This is a genomic window from Lewinella sp. W8, assembly GCF_004375085.3.
Taxonomy (GTDB): Bacteria; Bacteroidota; Bacteroidia; order Chitinophagales; family Saprospiraceae; genus Neolewinella.
Genome location: NZ_SNAQ03000012.1, coordinates 1 through 21,888 on the forward strand (window position 1 = coordinate 1; position 21,888 = coordinate 21,888).

The 21,888-nt window shown below is 51.9% G+C and carries 15 protein-coding genes and 2 pseudogenes; 11 read left to right on the top strand and 6 right to left on the bottom strand.

Annotated features, from left to right (window positions below; translation table 11 throughout):
- Window positions 1-127 precede the first annotated feature (127 nt).
- Window positions 128-930, bottom strand: a pseudogene (locus E1J53_RS24295) (IS3 family transposase); the annotation flags it as partial.
- Between the two features lie 407 nt (window positions 931-1,337).
- Between E1J53_RS24295 and E1J53_RS14000 the strand changes: the two are divergent.
- The 3 genes from E1J53_RS14000 to E1J53_RS14010 all read left to right on the top strand — a co-directional run bounded on the left by E1J53_RS14000 (window position 1,338) and on the right by E1J53_RS14010 (window position 4,690).
- Window positions 1,338-2,753 carry a T9SS type A sorting domain-containing protein gene (locus E1J53_RS14000; protein ID WP_134272051.1) on the top strand — a complete coding sequence of 472 codons (1,416 nt, stop codon included), beginning with the start codon at window positions 1,338-1,340 and terminating at the stop codon, window positions 2,751-2,753.
- Between the two features lie 116 nt (window positions 2,754-2,869).
- Window positions 2,870-3,541 carry a hypothetical protein gene (locus tag E1J53_RS14005; RefSeq protein WP_134272052.1) on the top strand — a complete coding sequence of 224 codons (672 nt, stop codon included), beginning with the start codon at window positions 2,870-2,872 and terminating at the stop codon, window positions 3,539-3,541.
- A gap of 420 nt (window positions 3,542-3,961) precedes the next feature.
- Window positions 3,962-4,690, top strand: a complete 729-nt coding sequence (locus tag E1J53_RS14010; protein ID WP_134272053.1) for a hypothetical protein — start codon at window positions 3,962-3,964, stop codon at window positions 4,688-4,690.
- 131 nt (window positions 4,691-4,821) lie between these two features.
- Here the strand turns inward: E1J53_RS14010 and E1J53_RS14015 are convergent, their stop codons facing one another.
- The 4 genes from E1J53_RS14015 to E1J53_RS14030 all read right to left on the bottom strand — a co-directional run bounded on the left by E1J53_RS14015 (window position 4,822) and on the right by E1J53_RS14030 (window position 10,301).
- Window positions 4,822-6,336, bottom strand: a complete 1,515-nt coding sequence (locus E1J53_RS14015; RefSeq protein WP_368671757.1) for an aldehyde dehydrogenase (NADP(+)) — start codon at window positions 6,334-6,336, stop codon at window positions 4,822-4,824.
- Window positions 6,333-7,112 (bottom strand): fumarylacetoacetate hydrolase family protein, encoded by a 780-nt coding sequence (locus E1J53_RS14020; RefSeq protein WP_134272253.1) that lies wholly within the window; start codon window positions 7,110-7,112, stop codon window positions 6,333-6,335. The genes E1J53_RS14015 and E1J53_RS14020 overlap by 4 nt, the downstream gene beginning before the upstream one ends.
- An 80-nt stretch (window positions 7,113-7,192) precedes the next feature.
- On the bottom strand, window positions 7,193-8,533 hold the full coding sequence (locus E1J53_RS14025) for a GntP family permease (RefSeq protein WP_134272055.1): 1,341 nt from the start codon (window positions 8,531-8,533) through the stop codon (window positions 7,193-7,195).
- Window positions 8,534-8,582: 49 nt separating this feature from the next.
- Window positions 8,583-10,301, bottom strand: a complete 1,719-nt coding sequence (locus E1J53_RS14030) for an IlvD/Edd family dehydratase (protein ID WP_134272056.1) — start codon at window positions 10,299-10,301, stop codon at window positions 8,583-8,585.
- Between the two features lie 345 nt (window positions 10,302-10,646).
- Here E1J53_RS14030 and E1J53_RS14035 point away from each other — a divergent pair, with 345 nt between their 5' ends.
- From E1J53_RS14035 to E1J53_RS14045, 3 genes are all read left to right on the top strand, one after another.
- Entirely contained in the window at window positions 10,647-11,276 is a 630-nt protein-coding gene (locus E1J53_RS14035) for an SH3 domain-containing protein (protein ID WP_134272057.1), read from the top strand.
- A 154-nt stretch (window positions 11,277-11,430) separates the two neighbouring features.
- Entirely contained in the window at window positions 11,431-12,324 is an 894-nt protein-coding gene (locus tag E1J53_RS14040; protein WP_134272058.1) for a hypothetical protein, read from the top strand.
- 234 nt (window positions 12,325-12,558) lie between these two features.
- Window positions 12,559-13,272, top strand: a complete 714-nt coding sequence (locus E1J53_RS14045) for a hypothetical protein (RefSeq protein WP_134272059.1) — start codon at window positions 12,559-12,561, stop codon at window positions 13,270-13,272.
- 122 nt (window positions 13,273-13,394) lie between these two features.
- Here E1J53_RS14045 and E1J53_RS14050 read toward each other — a convergent pair whose 3' ends face one another.
- A complete protein-coding gene (locus tag E1J53_RS14050; RefSeq protein WP_134272060.1) occupies window positions 13,395-13,883 on the bottom strand; it encodes a DUF1772 domain-containing protein in 489 nt (162 codons plus the stop codon).
- 587 nt (window positions 13,884-14,470) lie between these two features.
- Between E1J53_RS14050 and E1J53_RS24695 the strand changes: the two are divergent.
- The 5 genes and pseudogenes from E1J53_RS24695 to E1J53_RS14070 form a co-directional block, all read left to right on the top strand.
- A pseudogene (locus E1J53_RS24695) lies at window positions 14,471-14,791 on the top strand (DUF4157 domain-containing protein); the annotation flags it as partial.
- Between the two features lie 375 nt (window positions 14,792-15,166).
- Complete coding sequence (locus E1J53_RS14055) at window positions 15,167-17,182, top strand: C2 family cysteine protease (protein ID WP_368671758.1); 2,016 nt, start codon at window positions 15,167-15,169, stop codon at window positions 17,180-17,182.
- A 377-nt stretch (window positions 17,183-17,559) separates the two neighbouring features.
- Window positions 17,560-19,143 (top strand): hypothetical protein, encoded by a 1,584-nt coding sequence (locus E1J53_RS14060; RefSeq protein ID WP_134272062.1) that lies wholly within the window; start codon window positions 17,560-17,562, stop codon window positions 19,141-19,143.
- A gap of 37 nt (window positions 19,144-19,180) precedes the next feature.
- The gene (locus E1J53_RS14065) at window positions 19,181-19,765 is read left to right on the top strand and encodes a hypothetical protein (protein WP_134272063.1); all 585 of its coding nucleotides are present in this window, start codon (window positions 19,181-19,183) and stop codon (window positions 19,763-19,765) included.
- Window positions 19,766-19,997: 232 nt separating this feature from the next.
- A complete protein-coding gene (locus E1J53_RS14070) occupies window positions 19,998-21,770 on the top strand; it encodes a M66 family metalloprotease (RefSeq protein WP_134272064.1) in 1,773 nt (590 codons plus the stop codon).
- The last annotated feature ends 118 nt before the right edge of the window (window positions 21,771-21,888 follow it).

Below are 21,888 nucleotides of genomic sequence, written 5' to 3' on the forward strand. Positions count from 1 at the left end.
GACACCCTGCTCGTTGCGTTTGAGCGCAGTAATGATCTGCGTCTCGCTAAATCGTTTCTTTTTCATAACAACTCGAATTTAAAGATTTTCAAAAAACGAGCTGTCCAGTTTTTGGGGAAGGCTACACATTGTCCACTTTAATTCGTTTTGGACGGCGCTCTAGACTATCCAGAACAGCTACGACATCATTACCCCTAATTGAAGGAGCCACATAGATTACGGGGCACTGACGACTATAATTATCCACTACAGTTAAGGCTCTGAATTTCTGGCCATTGAAGAGCTGATCTGCGACAAAATCCATACTCCAGCATTCATCAATACTTGATGCTGGGGTAGGAATTTGGCGGTGAGCAGCAGATTTGCGGCGACGTGGCCGTTTGCTCCGTAAATTGAGACCTTCTTCGCAGTAAATGCGGTAGATACGTTTGTGATTGTCTTTCCAACCTTCTCGTTTAAGCAGGATAATTATCCGCCAAATACCATATCTGACACGAGTAGCCGCAAGCTCTTTTATCCGTTGCCGTAAAGCTGCATCATCTCTTCCTTTCGGCTGGTAATACATCGTTTGCCTCCGAAGTGGCAAGACCTTGCAAGCTCGCCGAATAGAAGTATGGTATTCATCCAAGAGAAAGTGGACTAACTCCCGTTTATGCTTGGTACTCAAAGCTTTTTTTTAATCACATCCTGCAGCATTTGTTTGTCTAAACTTAGATCGGCTACTAATTGCTTGAGTTGCTTATTCTCCTCCTCCAGTTGCCGTAGACGACGAAGTTCAGGCACGCCCATGCCAGCAAACTTTTTCTTCCAGTTGTAGAAGGTTGCCTGACTCACTCCCATCTTGCGGCAAATCTCAGCAACACGAGTTCCTTGCTCTGCTTGACGCAAAGCAAACGCAATCTGAGCCTCGGTAAATTTTGATTTTTTCATAACCGATTCCTTGTTGTTTAAAGTTAAGAGATCGGCTGAAACTTTCTAGTTTTGAGTGGGTGCGCTTTTTAGGGGAGAGGTCATTGTCCTTCATGACTCGGTGGGTTTACGAAAGGTATGGGTTTACCTCGTGACATAATTTTTTCAACGGTCTCTAAGAATGCGTGAAAAGTCGTATCTTGAACTAGGATTTGCCCTAATAGCACTATGCCAATCAGGAAAAGTCATGATGTGATCAAATAATCTGGCTTGTTCGCCACGCCGCTGGAGCAGATGATTGCTCCGGATAATCAAGTCCGGGTGTCTTCGCAGAAGCCGGAAAAATCTGTGTGATAAACACTGAACTGAGGTGTCTTACGGGCCGACGTAAATCGGCCTACCAAAAACTCATTAAAGCCCAAAATTGTATGAAAAAGCTCAATATTATTCCATTTTTATTGTTCATAAACCTTTGTCCAGTTTATTCACAAACCCAAATTGGACAAACCCTTACCGAATTTGCCGCCGATGATACTTTTGGTGCGAGCGTTGCAATCAATGATGCGGGTAATAGGATATTGACCAGTGCGCCCAGGTTCAACACCAATGGCGTAGATCTTGCGGGGAGAGCAGATGCGTATCAGTTGGAGGGGGATAGATGGGTGCCCCTTGGCTCTACGCTGGAAGGAGTTCCAACGGTTGTAGGTTTGTTTGGACAAGGATTGGACATGAGTGCTAGTGGCAATAGAATCGCCCTGGGAAACAATAATGCCCAGCCTCAGGTATATGAATGGAATGAAGCTATTGGGGATTGGGAACAAATGGGTGAGGATTTGGAGTTTCCAGGCCAGCCCGATGCGGATTGTAAAACGTTTAGATTCACACAAGACGAAAATACCTTAGTGGTTGGTGCAACGGGAAGTGGTTCAGAATCAGTATCCCAGTTCCAGTGGAATGGCACCAACTGGATTGCGGTTGGCAATCCCTTGGAGGTCCCCGTTCAAAACGAGTTGGCCATTTCAGACAACGCCCAAACGGTAGCCGTGTTATTTCGCGAAAATCGTGGAGCTAATGGTATCAGAATTTATACTTTCAATGGAACGGATTGGAGTTTACAGTTCACGAGGACATTTTCTGCAAGTATCATAGTTTCTGATGGATTTGACTTGTCCGCTGATGGCACAAGGATCGTACTTTCATACGGAGATGATCAGAATGCAGCAAGTGGCGTTACCTTTGAAACGTATGACCTGATTGGAGGAGACTGGGTGAAGGAAATATCAGACCTCAACGTAACCCCATTAAGAGAGCGCAACAACGCATTAAGAATGTCTGCCGATGGCACCACCTTTATTGTGGGCACCGGGATGGAAGGTGGTGGAGAGGAAGGTGCCGGAACTCGAATCTACCAACAAAGAAATAATGCGTGGGAATTAGCTCATTATTTTGATTATGACAATTATGATGAGAGCATATTGGGTAATGTAGACATTACGCCTGATGGTTCAAAAGTCGTATTCGGTAGAAGTCGTCGAACTAATGTAGGTTTTGTTGAGGTATATGAAATTAGTGAAGTTTTGGGAACCAGTGAATTTGATGATCATAATTATACTGTCTATCCAAATCCTACCACAGGACACTTTAAAATTGATGCAGATAACAAAGAGCGTGTTTCAAGGGTAGTAATTACCGATGTCACCGGAAAGGTAGTACGAGAAGTATCTTCCAGTGCTGGACACAGAATCAATGATTCTAATTTAGAATTAGAAGGTGAGCCAGGATTGTATTTTGTGACCATATTTTCTACAAGTGGGGGAAGGTCTTTCAAACTTTTAAAAATTTAGCGCATCACAATAACGGATAGGGCTAATAGACCCAATTGAAGTGGCCTGATAAGTATTCATTTGCGATCAAAGGCCCAAAGCACTTGGACAGGGGTATTGTCCGGAAAGAAAAAATTATGAAAGAGCGTGCACATACATATGGGGAAACCAGGGCTCAATCGGTAGCTCATGCCGTTGTTCAGAAGAAGACCGTTGGTGAATCTACCTTCCAATTGATGGACAATCGACCTGAAGCGATTACGCAGGCAAAGCTAGGGGCAATGGCGAATAATCTTCCACAAGTAAACCAGGCTGCTCAACATCAGACGATGCCCGACAATCAATCCGTACTTCAGCTTAGATTATCAGAAGAAGAGTTGGCAGATTATTATAACGAAAAGTTATACCAGGGAAAGACTCTTGAAGAAATCCTGGAAGAAAATAAAGATTATTTGGATGCTGAGGAGAAAGAACAATTGGGTATCTACTTTTCTGATCAAGATAAGGACCGAGCAAAAGCAGAAAGAGTCCAGGACGCCTTGGCCTCAATAAATAAGTCTACGAGAATGACTAGATGGGATTACGATGGAATAACGTACCATTTGAATTTCACTACGGAAACCCACCACGTTACGGAAGAAGGCAACCCCAAGAAGCATTACTTTTTTGAGGGAACGGGTACGGATATTCTGCCCAAGCAATGTACTTCTCAGGAAAGAGGTAGGAATAGTAAAGAAAGTAAATTTACGTTTGCCAGTTTACCGGGAGAGGTTCAGGACTTTGTAAAGGAACATTGGGGTGATCTTTAATGAATGTTCCTTTTTACGAGGAATCACCTGGCAAATCATCCTTTCCGGAATTCTTTATGATAGTCTCTGTTACAACGGTCTTGTCGCAATTGAGGCGGAGTCTTCAGGGGCTGAGTAGCGGCAGATTTATCCCATCATCCACCGTAGTATTTGATTGCCATTTAGGCAGCGAAGAGCAAAGGTAAACCGGTATTTATCCCCTACAAGTATTGATGGCTTACTCCAAAAGCTGTCTCCGGCCACCGAGATTTCCCTACCTTACCTGGCAAAAACATCATGCTACATTCCCAAAGGAAGTTTTACGTCGACTTTTATCGACACTCCGGTGGCTATATACCGTGCTGGCCCCTTTCCTCAAGCATCAATCTTGGAGAATTGATATTGATCGTGAAGGGCAGGGTGGTGAAATTGGGGAATATTATGGATGAATTTTTCGGAGTCAATGAGGATATATCCATAACCGAAGGTAGGCATCCTTATCTGGATGCCTACCCAATGCAATCCGGCGTTAGTCAATCATTTCGGCGGGAGCGTGATCCGGAAAAGGTTTCCAGTTCAAACAGTGCCTCTTACTTGAATTTAGAATTCAATGATGCGGGCGATTACTTTTTTGACGCTTCAAATTTAAGCGTTAGGAGTATCGAAAACTTTTATGAGTTTAAGTTCAAGTTGTTACAGCAGCTGGCCAGCGAAAAATTTAATTTTAAGGAAATTTACGTAGTTACCTCAGTGATGAAGGCCGAAGCCTTCACGCTCCTAACGGCGGAGGACGATGATGCTACCCTCGAAGTGTTTTTTGAAGGTGATCATCAGTCGGGCGTTACTGCTGAAGACCTCACCAAAGGTGAAACCAAGCCGAAAATATCGTCCATGAAGGGTGTCGCGTCGCCCCTCATCAAGGAAGTTGATGGTGCTTTTTTCTTCAAGGCCCAAAGGTTAGAGGTGTCTACGCAGGGCAAAGAGATTGTTAGCAAGCATATCCTCAGCCAACTCCCGGAAAGTATGCAAAAGCACAGGAGTGAAATACTGAGATACGTCCCAACTCAGGTATTACCATCGAATGATATCTATCCGGCAAAAGTCCACGAGCTTTTCCACTGGAGAGAAATGAACTTGGATGACCTGTTGGATTATTTAGGGGTTGATTAAGCTGAATGTGACTATGCATTCGTCCAGAGCCTTCCTTGAAAAGACCGCTAAAATTTAAGCTTAAGTTCTCATAGACATTGCCCTGGCTTTGCCTGAGCCCCACTGCTCTTCACGCTTGCGCCCAAAAAAACTTACTCCGCCAAAATCAATTCACCATCAATCAGGCGGGGAATTCCGAGCGGATTAGCGTCCCGCAGGGCGGGGGGGAGTTCGGTTTCCGGAAAGCCCTGGTAACATATGGGGCGTAACCAGCGGAGGATGGCGTCCTGACCCACCGAAGTGAAACGGGGATCGCTCGTGGCGGGGTAGGGGCCTCCGTGGACCATGGAGTGACAAACCTCCACTCCGGTCGGGGCCATGTTGATGATCACCCGGCCGGATTTGGCGGATAATAGATCGAGTACGTCGCGGTGCCCCGCCAATGCGTTGGGGTCGCACAGTACCGAAGCCGTTAGCTGGCCAGAAAGTTTTTCACAGGTAGCCAGCAAGTCGGCTTTGTCGGTACATTCAACGACCAGGGAAAAAGGACCGAAAACTTCTTCGTGGAGGTCCGGATTATCCCGGAACACGGCGCTGGAAACGTAGGCCACGGCCGGTGCTCCGGCCGCGGGTGCTTCGGCAACCGACGCCAGGAGACGTACGCCCTTCTGAGCCAGTGCGTGACGGAGCTTGTCTACGTAGTTACCACCGATCCCCGGGTGGAGCATGGTGTTGGCGGCGGAAGCCTTGATTTCTGCGCTCAGGGTTTCGCAAAAACTATCGAGGGCCGCGCCCCGGATTCCCAGGATGAGTCCGGGGTTGGTGCAAAATTGACCGACGCCCAACATAACGGAGGCCGCCAGCATTTTCGCTTTGGCGGTCACGGCCTCCCCGGGTGTTTCGTGGAGGAGGCAGACGGGATTAACGCTCCCCATTTCGGTGAAGACGGGAATGGGGTCCGGCCGTTCCTCGGCGTACTTCCGCAGGGCGTTGCCGCCGGCCACGGAACCCGTAAAGCCGACGCCCTTTATGAGTGGATTTTGGACGAGGGCCTTCACCAAAGCGAAATCGTCAATTTCGACGTGCTGAAATACCCCCGGATCCAGGCCGCAGTCATGCATCGCTCGTTCGATGGCTCCGGCGACCAGCCTGGAGGTCTCGGGGTGGGCGGGGTGCATCTTGTAAATGACGGGGCAACCCGCCGCCAGTGCGGAGGCCGTATCCCCACCCGCCGTGGAAAAGGCGAGGGGGAAATTACTGGCCCCAAATACCAGGACGGGACCGAGCGCGTGGTTCATTTTCCGGATATCAGCCTTCGGGAACGGCTGGCGGTCCGGCTGCGCCCGATCAATGGATGCGTTGAGCCATCGCCCGTCGGTTACGTGTTGGCCAAAGGCGCGTAGTTGTCCGCAGGTTCTTCCCCGTTCTCCCCGAAAACGCCCCTCCGGTAAATGGGCTTCCCGGACCGCAGTTTCGATCAGTTGGTCGCTCAGGTTTTCAATCTCCGTGGCGATGGCTTCCAAAAACTTGCGACGAAGCTTTAAATCGGAATGGCGATAATTCTTCCAGGCGGTATGGGCCCGTTGGGCGATGGCGTCAATTTGCATACAATGTGTTTTCTGGGTGGGAGAAATGTTTCTTAAAGGGGTATCAGATATTGCGGTTATTCAACGGTATTGACCAGGGTTCCGATGCCGTCGATGCTGATTTCGATCCGGTCTCCGGTTCGCAGGGTGAAGTCTGAGCCAGGCACGATTCCGGTTCCGGTCATGATGTAACATCCGTCCGGAAAGCTGCATTCCCGGTACACAAAGCTGACCAGTTCCGATAGTGATCTTTTCATCTTTCGTAACTCAATATTGTCCGCAAACACCGGTTCGCCGGCCCGGTCGATCTTCAGGCTGATTTTGGACTCGGGGGGGAGCGGCGACTCGGTGACGAGGACGCCTGGGCCGATGGCCGCGCACTTGTCGTAGGTTTTCGCCTGGGGAAGGTACAGCGGGTTCTCGCCCTCGATGCTCCGCGAACTCATGTCATTGCCGACGGTGTAGCCTACGATCTTACCCGAGGAAGTGACGACCAGCGTCAATTCCGGCTCGGGTACGTCCCAACTGGAATCCTTGCGGATACGCACGGTTTCTCCCGGTCCGGAAACCCGGTGGGGGAGCGCTTTGAAGAATACTTCGGGCCGCTCGGCGGCGTAGACGCGTTCGTAAAAATCGGCTCCGCCACTGGACTGGGATTCCTCCTGCCGTCCGACCTTACTCTTGAGGTAGGTCACCCCGCAGGCCCAGACTTCCTGGTCGCCAATGGGTTTGAGGAGCTGGAAGGCTGCGGAGTCGGTACTTTCAGCCGCTTTGGTGGAAACGATCTCTCGCAAGGTGGCGTGCAGCGCATCGTCGTTGATTAAGGCATTCCAGTCCTTGGTATCACAAGCATACATGCGCTGCTGGTGTTCCACGAAAATGCCCTGGGTGGTGCGGTATAAATGGAAATTCACGGTAATTGGCTGCGTTTAGGGGGTTAGTGATAGAGCGCGAACAATAGGCTGGTAACCAGCATGGCGAGGACGCCCGTCAGGGCCGACCCCAGCGTTTGGAGGCGATAACCGGTTTTTACGTCCATACCCGACATCTGAGTGACCACCCAGAAGAAGCTGTCGTTGGCGTGTGAAGCGACCATCGAGCCACAACCGATGGCCGTAACGACCAGGGCCTTATCTACTTCCGTGACCATCCCGAGTGAAGGCATGAGCGGCAGCAGGATGCCGGCCGTCGTCACGAGGGCAACGGTCGAAGAACCCTGAGCTAATTTAAGGGCGGAGGCCAGCACGAAGGGTAAAAAGATGCCGACGTTGAAGGTCGCCAGGGTTGTCCCCAACTCGCCGGCCAGGCCAGAGTTTTGGAGCATCTTTCCGAAGATGCCGCCAGCCCCGGTGATGAGAATGATCCCCGCAGCATCCCTGAACGCCTTGCCGATCCAGCCGTTGGCGGAGACCATCGTCTTTTCCAGTTTTTCGGGGAGCAGCAGGCAGAGGAAAAATCCGATCAGGAGCGCGATCACGGGGGAGCCGACGAAATTAATGAAGGTGACCAGTCCGTTGGGCTCGAGATCCCGGTAGAGAATATTGACCACGGAACGGGCGATGATCAACACGATGGGAATTAGAATGGGAAAGGAAGCTTTGGCGGCACTGGGTGGGTTCAGGGAGGGAATCTCCCTTTCTTCGACCTGGCTTTTGAAACCTTCGGCGGGATCAATGTACGTCCTTGCCGCGTAGTATCGGGCAAAGAGGAGTCCGCCGATCAACGCCGCCACCGAGACGATGAAACCGAACTGGATGACCAGTCCCAGGTCGGCCCCCAGCGTACCCGCCGCGGCAATGGGCCCGGGCGTCGGTGGGATGAGGTTATGGGTTACCGTCAGGCCCAGGGAAAGGGCAATGGCCGTTCCGGCCAGGGACAAGCCGGCCTTTTTGGTGAGGTTGCGGTTGAGGGAACTCAGGAGGATGAAGCCGCTGTCGCTGAAAACCGGAATGGAAATAATCCAGCCCACGATGCCCATAGCCGAAGTAACGTTCTTCTCGCCGACCATTTTCAGGACACGCTGGGCCAGGGCCATCGCGCCGCCGGTATTCTCCAGGAAAGCACCGATCACGACCCCGAGGATGATGATGAGACCGATCTTGCCCAGCGTCCCGCCAAAACCGTCCTGAATGGACGTAATGATCGCTTCTCCGGACATACCGGCCACCAGTCCAAAAACGATGCTTACGATCAGCAGGGAGAGAAAGGGGTGTAATTGTAACCGGGTGATGAGTACCACCAGGGCCACAACACTCAGGAGTAAGAGAAGGACGGTCATGATGCTTGATTTCGGCGAGGGGAGAGGTTTAGATAGCTGGAGGCGATGATTAGTGGAGGTCGCGGGAAACTTCCGCTCCGGAGCCTCCCTTGAGGAAATCGAGGTCGGCACCCCGGTCGGCCTGCTCTACGTGGTCGATGTACATTTTGACGTATCCCCGGGTCGCCCGGGGAGCGGGCGGCGTCCAGGCGGCTTTACGGCGGGTCAGTTCTGCCTCGGAAATGTCCAGGTGCAACCGTCGTGCGGGTACGTCCAATTCGATGATATCTCCGTTCTGGACCATCGCGAGGGTGCCGCCTACCGCCGACTCGGGGGACACGTGCAGCACCACCGTACCGGCGGCCGTGCCGCTCATGCGCCCGTCGGAAATCCTGACCAGATCGCGAATTCCCTTCCTCAATAGCTTTTCGGGTAAATCCACATTACCTACTTCGGGCATTCCGGGGTATCCGACGGGACCGACACCCTTGAGGACGAGGACACTATTTTCGTCAACCTCCAATTCCGGGGCGTCAATGCGGGAGTGATAGTCTTCGATGCTTTCAAAGACGACTGCCTTGCCGCGGTGCTGCAGAAGCGCCGGGGTGGCCGCACTGGGTTTGATGATCGCGCCGTTTTCGCAGAGATTTCCCTTCAGGACGACGATACCGGCCTTCTCCTGCAGTGGGGTAGCGAAAGGGGTAATTACTTCCTCGTTGTAGCACTGGGCCTTGCCGCTGTTGTCTCCGATGGAACTGCCGTTTACCGTGAGGGCGTCGTTGTGGAGGACGGGCGCAAGTTCCTTGATGACGACCGGTAGACCTCCCGCGTAGTAAAATTCTTCCATCAGGTACTTACCCGAAGGCTTCAGGTTAACCAACAGGGGGATTTGGCTACCCAGGGTATCAAAGGCCTCGAGATTGAGATCGAGGCCGATGCGGTGCGCGATGGCCGTCAGGTGAATCACGAAATTTGTTGACCCTCCGATGGCGGCGTTGACTTTGATCGCATTTTCAAAAGCTTCGCGGGTAAGGATTTTTGAGAGCTTCAGGTCTTCCCGGACCATCTCAACGATTCGCCGTCCGGATAGCTGGGCCATGACCTTTTTCCGGGAGTCCACTGCCGGAATCGCGGCGGCTCCAGGAAGGGTCAGGCCGAGGGCTTCGACCATGCAGGCCATCGTAGAGGCCGTCCCCATGGTCATGCAGTGGCCGGCACTACGGGCGACGCCGATCTCTACTTCCCGGATGTCCTCTTCCGTGTAATTCTCTACGGTTTGCATTTCCTTATGCAACCAGTTGAAAGAACCGGAGCCAAGGCATTCTCCGCGGAAGCGGCCGTTGAGCATCGGGCCACCGGGCACGACGATGGTCGGTAAATCCACGCTACAGGCCCCCATGAGGGTGGAGGGCGTCGTTTTATCGCAACCGGTCAGCAGGACAATTCCGTCCAGGGGATTGGCGCGGATACTTTCTTCGGTATCCATCGCCGCCAGGTTGCGGAAGAGCATGGTGGTGGGCTTCATGATGGTTTCCCCCAGGGAAGTAACGGGGAACTCCAGCGGGAAACCTCCCGCTTCGATCACGCCCCGTTTGACGATTTCGGCGAAGTCCCGTAAATGTCCGTTGCAGGGAGTTAGTTCTGACCAGGTATTGCATATCCCAATTACCGGCCGGCCACTGAAGTAGTCGTTGGGATATCCCTGATTGCGGAGCCAGGAGCGATGCACGAAACCCATCTTGTCATTCTTTCCGAACCATTCGTAACTTCTCAACTTTTTATCGCTCATGTATTCAATAGTTTTCGGCTAGCGGTAATCTTTAGGCTGGGACTTTCGAAATCGGCTGAATTGATGAGGGCGCAAATCCATCCAGATCGCGCGTTTGGATCATCGTGCTGCGTCCTGAAAGGAATTCCGCGCCGTTCAGCAGGGGAAAGCCCGCCATAAGGACGATGATTTTAGTGCGCCATCATTAATGGGGTTTCAAAGGTTTGGTGGGGAATACATCGGGTTTTACGAAACTGCACCAAAGGCTGGGTAAGGGGCGGGCTTGTGTAGGATAACCACAGCACCTACTTTTAGGTAAGGCCTTGACCAAGCCAGGGCTAATCAATTCGCACCCAATTGCTATTCATGAAATCAGCTTTCTTCCCGTTCATCATCTTTTCGCTGTTGGTTTCCTGCGGCGCTAATCAATCCGAAAACAGTTCTTCTGATGAGGTTGCCCCTCCGCAGGAGGAAGTCCAGGCGGTACCCGTGGCCGAGGAACCGTCACCCAACCAATCGGTGGAGGCATCCACGCCAAAAAATAATTGTGGGGATAGTGAACTACTGGTGTACGTGAAGGATGCCGATACTTCCGGAACGAACGTCCGAAAAAATCCCGGCGGCGCGGTGATTCTTACCCTGAAAGGAGAAGACGAGGGGGGTGAGTACATGATGGAGATCACGGAGGTCCGGGATGGTTGGTATAAGGTCAAGAACCCCATCGGTGGCATTGAGGAGGACGTGGACATACCCGGAGGGATCGGTTGGATCCACGGCTCGGTCATCGCGGTGGACTCCAGAAATTACGGGGGACAGACTTTAGAACTCCGGGATGCGCCCGAGGGGCGCGAGGTCGTTGGCCTGATCAAGGAGGAAGTCGGGGGCATCAGAATCAAGGATCTCTGCGGAGCGTGGGTAAAGGTAGATTACCGGGGTACCGTCGGTTGGATTGAATCCGAATGGTTGTGTGGTATTCCGTGGACGAATTGTTCGTAGACGAGAGACCCTGCCTCAGTCCGCTGATTCCCTTTGCTCCGAATACCCATCGCAAAATCTCGTATCTCAAGGTAACGAGGACGTGGTGTGCTGGCATTAAACAGTAGACGCTTTCCGTGGCGTCCCTGACCTTACCCGTAAATACCCATTCATCGTGAAACATCTCGTTCTACTGCCGATTGCCTTTCTCCTGACCGCGACCTCTCTTCTGGCGCAATTAAGGGGACACGTCAACTACGAAACCCTGGGCGTTTCGTTTGATATTCCACCGGGATGGTTCGGTCAGGAAGGCGAAGACATGGTGATCCTGGGTTCCAATACCGTCCCGGGACTCGTCATCCTGACCACCCATAGCTCGTCCAGGGAGGAATTGATCCAGGAAGCCAGAGCGGGCATTGCCGACCAGAACGGAACCAACATGCAGCTTGGCGGTGAGTTAAAGATGCTCGGCGATCACGCCGTTGGAGGGATGTTCACCGGGACCATGGAGCATCAGGCGGCCAAAGGATACATCATCGGCATGGCTAATCCTCAGGAAGGAGGGATTGGCGTGACCATTATTTCCGCTTCCACTCAGGAAGCCTTTAGTCAGGCCAATATTGAGGTGGCGGACCAGTTGTACCAGTCCTTTACCTTCAAGAAAATTGATAAACGCAAGGAAATCGATGAATGGACCGAGTGGTTGAGTAACGTCCGGCTAACCTACATGGATAGTTACTATTCACCCAATGCAACCGACGGCGGCATCAGCGGTGGGTACAGCCGGGAACAGCGCATTGATTTGTGTGGTGCCGGCTATTTCAAACAAAGTGGGCGAGACGATATGACCATCACCGGCGATGGCGTTTCGGGATACAGCAGCGGAAATCAAGCGGGACAGGGAACCTGGAAAATTATGGCTGCTGGTACCCAATTGATGTTGGTCCTCAAATACCACAACGGGGAGGAAGCCAGCTACGGTCTGGAATACAAGGACGAAAAACTGTATTTGGACGGTACCCGCTACTTTCGAACCAGGAACGGAGAGTATGCTCCTGATTGTCCATAGTCCCTGGATTCAAGAATAATTCTATCCCATTCACGATCACCCGAAGTTTTGTACCTTGCTCACGTACTGCCCGCCCGCGGCGGGCGTTAGCACTATACCGTAAGCGGCCCTTTTAGCCCTGAAGGGAAGGTAGCATTGGAACTGGTGTCCAATGCGTTTTACGAAGGCGGCCGGAACTACTCTGCGGAGTGGGGAAGGCCCGGTAAGTTTTATTATTCAATCAGTCAAGACAACATGTTACAAAGAAAATTCGACGAAGTCGTCAAGCATCACTTCCCCAATTCCATGGACGCCAAGGATACTTCCATCCACTACCTGGGGAAGATGCAACTGGAACATAAAATCGATATCTCGAAGGTCCTTATGGCCACTTCGGTGTGCTCGGACGACATCAACGTCCCCTCCACTACCTTCTTCAACGTCCTGTTCGGTCCCTTCATCATGGGCGGACTGGGCGGAATCCCTTTTTCTGGTCAGACCGGGATGACGGCCTTCGCTCACCATATCCCGGACGGCGGCAGTGCCTTCATCTTTTACGGTCCCCACATTGGCATCACGCTGGACGGCGAACTGGGTAAGATGTACCGTCCGCGCCAGGAAGAAACCGGTAACTCCTGTGGTGCCCTGATGCTGGCCCTCAGTCGCTTCCATGACTCTAGCTATACCCCCGTCCTGAACGAAGACGACTACCAGCAGATGCGGTTAGAGACGAGCCTACTGCCCTACAAGGAAGAAATTCTGAAGAGCGATAACCCCCAAAAGGCGATCACGGAGGCCACCTTCGAGGTCATCGATAAGAAGGTCCACGAATACGTCAAGACCTGTAAGGATGAATTCCACGTGGATACGGTGACCCTGCTGGGCGGCATTATCATCAATACGGACTACGGACTGGACGATTACTTCGACGCCAGAAACTTCGAAGTCATTGACCTGAAAAAATTATAGGAACAAACCACTTCCTAGGAATCCAAAGCCGTCCACTTTGCTGGACGAGCTACCGCAGGCAGCCCCACCGGGGCTGCCTGTTTGTTTTCGGGTTCTATCGTTGCGAAAAGGGAAAGCAATGATTACTGGGTCAAGGGCACACCCTTCGTTGTTTCACCCGTGAGGGCTGTCAGGGAAAGCACCAGGAACAGCAGCGACAGTATTTCGAAGGCAACTCTTCCCCAATGCCATTTCCCCCAGCGGATCAACTCTTCCCGCAATTCTACTTCGGTGAGCGTGGCCGCATAAAAAAGTTCATTGGTTCCCCGGAAGTAGACATAAAAAGAAACAATGACGAGTAGCGCAAAAAAGGAAGACAATAGGGAATACTTCAGCGCAGTAGGAAATCTTCGTGCGGCATAAACGGAAACGGCCACCGGCATCAATACCGCCATTACGGTCAGTATCGTATAGAACTGACCGATTCCGGGACCAAATTGTCGGTAGTAAGCATGGAAATCATTCGCTGATAAAGATTTCCAATACGTAACCAGCAGGACACCCTCCGTGATCTGACTGCCGAGGAAGATGGAATAAACAGTAAGGGAAGAATAGAGTAGGAAATGTTTCATCTAGGTGGACGGGTAGTGATTAAGTGGCCGTTGCGACTGATGAGAACGAATGTCTGGTCTCACTGCAATACTATTGGCCGAATCTAATGTACGCTTTGAAAAATTTCATTTTCGGTTATAGCAGTAAATGGCAGAAGATGCTTTCGGCGAATTGAAAATATCCCGCAGATTAGGTCTGGCCACTACGGATACTGGTTATTCCCAGTTTGACCGTTAGTGCTTTAGTCACCCCATCGCATTGAAATAAGGACTATATTTGGTTGAGAACCCTTGGTTTTGCTTGCTGGTAGAGCTTTGTTGATCTTGTCCCAAGTGACCCATGCTTCCGGTCTCCCCGTTTTGCGGGCAGAAATTGATTTTTCATGCATACCTACTCCCATCACGATTCACCGGATAAGCGCCATTCCGCGTCAGGTGGCCATGCTGCCACCTCGGCCGATCAGAGGAAGGCGAATCAACTGCTGGATAAACGACCGGCAGCCGCCGTTCAGCGGAAACTGAGGGGAATGATGGACGGTTACTCCCGAAGTCAGGAAGCCAATCAGCTCAAAGCCATGGCGAATGATTTTGCCGGGAGGCAAAATCCGGCCCTTCAACGCAAGGAGAACCACACCGGATTGCCCGATAGCCTTAAGGCGGGAATTGAAGGTCTATCGGGATATTCGATGGATGACGTAAGGGTTCATTATAACTCAGATAAACCCGCTCAACTGCACGCCCACGCCTACGCCCAGGGAACGGATATTCACCTGGGAGGGGGGCAGGAGCGACATCTTCCCCACGAGGCCTGGCACGTAGTACAACAAAAACAGGGGAGGGTGCGGCCTAACGCCAGTGTGAATGGCATTGGCGTAAATACGGACCCATCACTCGAAAAAGAAGCGGATCAGAAAGGCCGACAAGCGTCACTCACCCCGGGAAGTCTTGGTCAGCAGCCGGGGGCTATGATGGCTCATCAGGAGGGTGTTCCTGCCCAGAGGGTCGTTCAAAGGAAGACCGATCCCCCCGACTCAATAACCATTGAAGTTTCGGAAGGAGGAGAAATTGTACGAGTATTGGGCGCCGATAGTAAAGTTATACCATTCGTCTTGTTGAGTGGTCATCAGGGCGATTTCCCCGAAGGAACAGCCGTAATCAGGCAGGGTAAAACCCCGACGGTGAAATTTGCCACCGTAACCACCCCTTTGGGAAACTACGGAGATTTGGCAAAAATTACGAGTATTAGCTTGGTCAAGGTAGAAGCTCCCGCCAGGGGGGAAGGGGCACAAAGTAGTGGTGAAGCAATGCCCGCTGGTCCTACCTTGTCGGAGGATGACGTCTCCGTAAGTGGTTCAGGAGAGCGCTCTCTTTTTGGGAAAAGTATGGGCTTAACGGGGTTTGAAAAATCACCTCAATCCGGAGATCAGGGAGAAATCCATTTTCAAAAACACGGTGATGAGTTCGGGGCGAAAAGTAAGACGGATTACATAAAGAAGGCCCAGGATTTTGGCCGTGAGTCGAGTGATGATTTCATAGAAGTAATAGTCAAAAACACGCGGATCAGATATGATGAAAAAAGAAGGACCATCATAATTGCCGCTGGGAAAACCATACGCACCTTCTACGTGTGGGACCCTCGTTTTAGTAACGATCCCGTCGGCTACGCTATTTACTACACGATCACCCATAATATCGGTATTCCTTTAAGGGACGTAGACCAAAAAATAATCGGAAAATTAAGAGCGATCAGCGTTGATCTCGAGGCAGTGGAAGAGGATTATATCGCGAAACGGATGCTAGAAGGGGTTGATGAAAGTGAAATTGCCCGTGAGACCCTGGCCTCCCCGCTCACCATTGAAATGGTGAAAATGACACTCGCTTTATCTGGGGGGAAGCGCCCCAGCAAAGAACAACGAGATCAGGAACCTTCCGAGGAGAATTCTACGCAGCTCAAAGCTAGTGTATCACCACCGATAGATGCATTAAGCTCCGGAGCAAAGGCTCCCATCCAGATGGCTCCCGGTGATTCTCTGATCATCAACGAGGACCACGTTGAAATGCTTCCAAAAAAATCAAAAAATCATTTTGGAAAAGCGGGAAACATCTTCTTGAATAAAGGCGATTATGGTGTCGAAGTCGGGGGAAGGAATGACCGCTGGGTAAAGATGAAAGTGCTGACTTTCAAAGAATCGAAGGAAGGAAGTACAGAGCGAAACCCATTTGGGGAAATGGGGTGGATTCAACCCGATAAAGCGGATATTGAAACGGGCGTCGTAAAGCCCCAGGGTGAAATCAGTGAGGCTCCCGATAAATTCTCGGCGTTGACGAACCCTTTGTTCGGTCCGAAAGGGCCTTCCTCCAAAGATGTAGGACAAGGAGCACTTGGAAGCTGCTGGTTACTTGCTCCTATGGGCGTGATTGCGGATACGGCCAACGGCAAAAAGTTAATCACCAGGATGATCACGGCCAATGATTCCAATACGCAATTCACGGTCAGGTTTTATCTGCACTCAAGGGGGAGTGAAGCCATTGAGAAGTATGTCACGGTCTCTAATTTAATTCCAACTGATAGTACGGGGCGCCCGGAATATGCAGATTTAACCAAACACGGAGGCGGAATGTGGCCGCTGGTGATTGAGAAAGCCTTTGCCGAACTACACGGCAGTTACACCAAAATAGAAGGAGGTGATCAAGCGGAAGCCTTCTTCATGCTCACGGGCAACTCCGCCGAAGTTTTAAGGACTACTGCCGAGGCCAGTGAGGAGGAGAATGAATATTCAGGGGAGGGGATGCTTGGTAAAATTGACATCGCCCTTAAGGCGGGTAAAGCCGTTTCCCTGGGTGCCAGTAAAATCAACCACATTGAACGGCTAAAATTTCTGAAAATTGAAACCGACGCAGGAGTTTCCTACTTCGCGGTTGCCACCCGGGCACCCGCAACCCGGATAGGAATGGAGATAAAATACACCAATCCGGGCGCAGAAGAGAAAACGGTCAAGTGGAGCAATGCGTCCAAAGATGATCTTTACTATTCACCATTAGAAGGGTACGGCTATTCCATTAACGTGACGGTACAGGAAGGGGACATTGGAGAAGAATTTGAGGGTGAAGTCACCTACATGACGACCGAGATGAACGAACCGGAGTATCCCAATCTGTCGACGGGGCATGCTTATATGGTCGACTCCGTAAACCTGGAGGCCCAGGAACTGAACGTGAGAAATCCGCACGATACGAGTAAGCTGGAGGTCATTCCCGCCAGAATCCTTGAAAAATATAATTTTAAAATCAGAGTCGGAACGATATCAGAAGAAGATTAAAGTGTTGGGGCGAGAGGGCTGACCAGATATGATGAAGCCCCGAAATTTAAATCAAGACCCCATGACCCACTGCCTCCTACTTGCTGCCTGACCCCAGAATGTCAAAGACTTGTCCGGACTCGGGGAAAGTATTTGCGGGGAAGCCGAGTGTGCGGATTGGGTAAACCCGGACAGCCTATCGGCTTATTCCCTAATACCCATAGCGTAAAATGGCCCCATCGGGAACCATTAGCCCCCGAAATCCTTGCAAGTCGCGGAGGACTCCCCATACTTTACGTTAGTCATTTTTCTTATCAGCTTTTTCCGCAACCGAGCGCCGCCCGGAAGGGGACGCTATTGGAATGACGGTACGCTAATCTTGATAATTACGCCAGGGTATGTACGATACGGATCTCCTCTTTCCTCAAGCCATACTGATCATTATTCATCTGGGACTCACCTTGTTGGTGTTATTCCTTTTTTACCGTCTGTTACGGAAGGTATTCCGTGGAATATTCAGGAATATATTCTCCTCCCGAGTGGCCGCCAGTATTTTGCTGATCAGCCTGGGGATCACGGCCGTATTTTTCAAGAGCCTGTTTTTTGATTCCGTATCCCGGATAGGGAATTTCCTGCTCTTACCCTTCGAGAACATCTCCGTGCTGAACGGATTTTTTGACGGCAATCCCGGTCTGAATGAAGCCTTGCTGAAATACTTGTCCAGCTGGGCACAGTCGATCAGCAGCTCCGTATACCAGAACGTGTTCTCCCTCGATTATCGTGGACTGATCATCTTTTCCGCCGTATGGTTAGGCCTGGCCTTTTTGCTCGAAAAGATATTTGCCGAAAGCGAGGATGTTTCACCGGTCGATGACTTCAATTTTTTCGACCGGCCGGCCGTCAAGCAGGTCATTTCCTTTCTCATCATCATTTTCTCCATTTACCTGTGCGTGGCATCCATCATCGCCGTTCCCGAATTCCAGAGTAGGAAACTGGTGGTGGTAGAGAAGGATTATAAGGAGAAGTACGTCAAAGTCCTGAACGACCAGACGACGGATTACGACAAGTCAGAACTAATCATTGACTTCAAGGGAGATAGCCTGAAGGTGGAGGACGATTATCGCCTGGTCAACTTGCACAACAACATCGTCATCAACCTTGAGAATTTCAATGCGCAGGTGGAGCGCAATTGGTCCAACGACGAAAAGATCAAGCAAATCGTTCTCAATCGATACAGTAGTGCCGTAGAACAAAATACCCTGAAGCGGGACCGTATTGACTACGGCTACGAACTGGCGGATTGGTACAGCATCAATCACCAGACGTGGATCGTCCGTACGCAATTTTCCCGGTCGCGGTACCTGGATCTGGTGGAAGGGTATCGGTTATTCGTCCATGAGCTGAGGGAGTCCAAACAGGATACCTCCATTTACCAGCGCTACTACGAAAGTAACGGGGAGCTGAACGACCACTCCATTTTCCGGATATCCATTTTCCGGGATCAGTTGGAGGAATATCGACGGGGGGTTAAATACGGGGCGAACGACCGATTTGATATCTATTCCATTCCCGGCAAACCCGTCATCGGCGAAAAGTACGGCATTTTCAACGCCATCTCGGGATGGTTGCTCCGTACGGAATCTACTTCCCTGGCCCTCATCGTCGGCCTCTTCGGGTTTGGCCTCCTGGGGGCCATCGGAGCGTTGTTCATCCGAAAACGCATCAGTGAGGGACCGATGAAGGAAACCATCGTTGGTTTCGACGTTCCGGGCATCCTCATCAACGGCCTGAGTGCCGCCATCGTGGTCTTCCTGGCGGCCAAGGGAACGGTGGCGATCTTCTCCACCGCGTCAGCGGACCTGAACCCCTACGTAGTCTTCTTCACCTGCCTGATCGCCGCCGTATTCAGCGAGGACGTGTGGGCCTGGGCCAGAACGAAACTCAACGATAGCCTGAATGCGGGTTGGGATCAGGAGGAATAGCGCTAACTTTCAGAGTAAACACCTAAAATTCTCCGGCATGTCCATAAGATCAACCACCAAAATCGGGAAGGTGTACAAGTTCGTACACCGACGCGACGAATACATCAAGACGAATATTTTCGGGAGGAATTTCGAGTCAAGCAATGGTTTCATCTCCCTCACGCCCGATGGCGTTTTCCGGATCAACGGAAGTTGTGAGGAAGGCTACGCCTGGGACGGCTGCACGCCCAAGTGGGAGTTCCTGGACCTGGTGTACGGCACGCCGGACGGCCGCCTGGACTTCCTCACCGAAAAACCGATCACCTACTACGCTTCCATGTTCCACGATGCGCTGTATCAGTACAAGGAGGAAATCAAAATTTCCCGAATTACGGCGGATTATCTTTTCTACAAGATCCTCCGGGAATCGGGTTTTTTCTGGGCGCCCGTATACTACGTTGCGGTGCGGACTTTTGGATTATTATTCGGTAAATGGGGGAGTAAGGAAAGAATCAGGGATATCCGACTCATTGAATGTTCCTGGATTATCCGGGCCTACGAGTTCGCCCAGACGTTCGAGCGGTCTGAATTTGACGATGCACCGCTGGTCCGGGCCGCCAGAGATTATCCCAGCGTAAAGTAGGCCCAATGACCGAATCTATCGGAAAATTTCCGAGACCAACCCGCTTTTCGCATTTAAGGACCATGAAAAGTTTTTGGCTAGAGAGAACCCGTAAAGACGGCACCCGATAAGTCCCTGGCACCTGCCTTCGGCCAAAATGCCGGACACGATACACTGGACAAATTAACTGATAATGAGGGAGTTGGCGGGAGGAAGTGTGATGTTTTTCCCGTAAATTAGAAATAAAAACGTCATGCCCTTCTTCCCAGAAACCCGGGTTCGCGTGTGGCCCGTTGTGCTGTACACCAAGGGGACGAGCCCCAACCGGTTCTGGTCCGGTGAGTGGATGGCTTACCACCTGGCCGCCCGGGAAAAATTCCGGGAGATGCTCAAGCACCGGGACACCTTTGAGCTGGTCGAGGACGTGCTGCCCCTCAACGGGCGTTTTACCGGGAGCGAATACTTCAATTACTGTTACATGACGGGGGCCTCACGGCGGGTGCCGGCGTGTTCCCGGGGAGCAGAGACCATCCTGGCCGAAGTCCTGGCCGACGAGGCGGCCAATCCCGGACGGCAATACTCGCGCTGGAATGTGCCCTACGTGTTCAGTGTGCTCATCGTCGACGATGCCCAGATGTACGGTTTCAAGGCCGGCGCGCGCTCCATCAACGGCACCTGGAACCGGGGTGGGGGCATCGGCATATTTGCCGCCCATATCCTCAGTGCCGACCAGGACTTCGCCTCCACCCTGGTGCACGAACTGGGGCACGCCTTCGGCTTGCCCCACACCGAAGACCGGGCCAAGGCCTTCGGCCGTTTGATCCCACCACAGGTGAGGGACTGTTATTATGATCAGGACTGCAGCCGCTCGATCATGTCCTACGACCTATCCAACCGCAGCAACAGTAAGGATCCGGCCCAGATTCCGGGGAGCCTACTAGGGGATGACCGCGAGGACCTGGCCAAAAACAAGCTGGTCTTTCCGGATTTTACTTTTTTCCCCGATCAGGATTACGATACCCCCGCCTGTAAACGCGGCTGCCCGCCCCACGACGGCATCAGTCGGTCGATCAATCAGGGCTCCATGAATCTGTTTCGGTGTTACACCACCTCGAAAGAAACCCACGGCAGCAGCATCACCAATTTGGACGATCACTACAGCTCCCGCAGGATTGCGGCCAATAATGCGGCCACCGGCTTTCGGGCCGATACCATGTGGCATTCCGGTCCGGCCAATGAACTGGGCTGGGTGTCCTTCGAGGTCACCTTCGCCCTGCCGGTATTGCTGAACCGTATCCAGGTTTACACCGAGCACAGTGGGCAGCATCACGCCGCCGCGGCCATGCAGTTGGAGTACCTCAACGCTGCGAATACCTTCGAGGTACTGGGCCAGGAAGCCATCCCCGGCGCCAACTGGGCGATCAGTTTCTCTCCCCAGCAAACTCACCGCTGGAAGATCGCCCTGCGGGCGGGCGGCAGTGGCCGGGTGGTGGTGCGGGGGATTCGCTTTTTCCTCAACGAAGAGGAGGTTTTTGCCCCCGTTACGCCGGAAATCCGTTCGGCCTTCGGGGAGACCTTTCAGAGTAAGCTGAGCAATCTGGTGGCTCCGCAGCGGTCCATCCAAAAGGACCTCAAGGGCGTTGGGTTTAACCCGAAAACCATGTGGCATTCCGGGCAGGTGAACGAAAGCGGGTGGGTCTCCCTGGAACTGGCCTTTCCGGAGGAAACGGAGCTGAACGCGATCTGGGTGTACTCCCGGCACAGCAAGAAATTTCATCCCGCCCACCGGGTGCAGGTGGAAGTGATGGACGCGGCCGGTCAGTGGCAGTTCGTCACCCGCAAGAAAATGTACCTCAGTATCCTCTTCAAGATTTTCTTTCAGCCCGAAGCGAAGGTTACTTTTCCCAAGCGGAGGGCTCAGTACTGGAAATTGTCCTTTCAGGGAGCCAAGGATGGACACGTGGTGATCCGGGGACTGCGTTTTCTGCGGGGTGATCATGAGGTTTTTCCCGCCGGGAATGGATAGAAGAGGATGGCTGATGCATACTTATTGCTGCCCGCCATAGAAGCCATAGAAAGCGTGTGAAAATGACATAATGGCCCGCCTAATTTTTGCATCCGGGATAATCACGGCACCTGCCTCC